We start from the raw sequence: 1,424 nt of genomic DNA on the forward strand, positions 1-1,424 counted from the left end.
AGACTTTTAGTAATACAGGGACTATTAAGGGTGAGGGGAATAGTGGTAGAGGGATTAATATTCTAAATGGTTCTACCATAGGGAGTTTTAAGAATGAGGGGATTATATATGCTCAACCAACTAATAATAGTAATAGAGGTACTGGGGTTTCTATTGCAAACTCTACTATTAATAGTTTTGAGAATAAGGGAACAATAAAAGGTGGTTCTAATGGGGTTAGTATTACCGCTGCTGTTACGATAGATAACTTTACTAATGAGGGGATTATGAGTAATGGGACTGGCAATGCTAATGGTCTTGTCTTAAATGGTAGTATTAAAGCCACTACTACTAAAATAAATACTTTTACCAACACCAATACTGGGACAATAACAGGTATAAACTTACTAAGTAACACAAACATTAGAACCCTTAATAATCAAGGATTGATAAAATCAACTAACACTGGTATAACTCTCTTTGGTAGTGATATTGATATAATTATCAACACAGGAACCATAGATGCAAAGAATTCAATCTATATGGAACGCAACTGGCAACAAACTAAGATAGGCACAATCATCAACGAAGGAGTGATGAAAGGCAATAATCAAGTTATTTACTATGATGCGACAAACCATATAGGAGAAATTATCAATAAAGGGACAATGACATCAAATGGGAATGGAATTGTCGTTTTTGATTTAGATACAATCAAGTCCTCCACAAAGGTTGGTAAAATCACTCTAGCACCAGGTAGTGCAATGGAAGTCAAAGGGAATGCCATCAGTATTCAAACTAATGCTCAAAAAACAGAAGTCAAAGGTATCGACATCCAAAAAGGTGCAACTATTAAAAGTGAAAATGGAGCTGCTATTAATGTAGCTTCTAATAATCATATCACAGGAGACATTAATATAGCAGGAAAGATAGAAGCTAAAACAGGGATTGCTAATGCAGGAGAGATTAATGCAAATATTCAACTCTCTGGAGAAGTGAAAGACTTTAGTGTGGAGAATAAAGGAAGCGGAAGTATTGGAGGAAGTATTGAAGCCAAAGATAATGTAGCCTTAAGTCTTAATAACTCTGGTAATGGAAACATAGGAGGCTCTATTACAATCTCCTCTAATGCCCCTATTACTATTAATAACTCTGGTAATGGAAACATAGGAGGCTCTATCACCTCTTCTGGTAATGCCCCTTTAAATATTACCAACTCTGGAGAAGGTAACATAGCAGGGGCTGTTAGTGGTAAAGGAGATATTGTTCTTAAAAATGAAGGTAATGCTAAGATATCAGGAGATATCATCAATGCAGGAAATGGAGATTTAAAACTTAGTAATGAAGGCAATGCTCAATTAGGGGCTAATATTAAAAATGAAGGAAGTGGTAATTTAAGTATTAGTAATACCGGTAAAGTTAGTGATACTACTAAGATAGAGAGG

General features: G+C 35.1%; 1 pseudogene. It reads left to right on the forward strand.

From position 1 onward, the window contains the following. Positions 1-1,424: pseudogene (locus C6H18_RS06110) on the forward strand (hypothetical protein); the annotation flags it as partial.

It is taken from the genome of Helicobacter mesocricetorum, assembly GCF_900198605.1.
Classification (GTDB): domain Bacteria; phylum Campylobacterota; class Campylobacteria; order Campylobacterales; family Helicobacteraceae; genus Helicobacter_D; species Helicobacter_D mesocricetorum.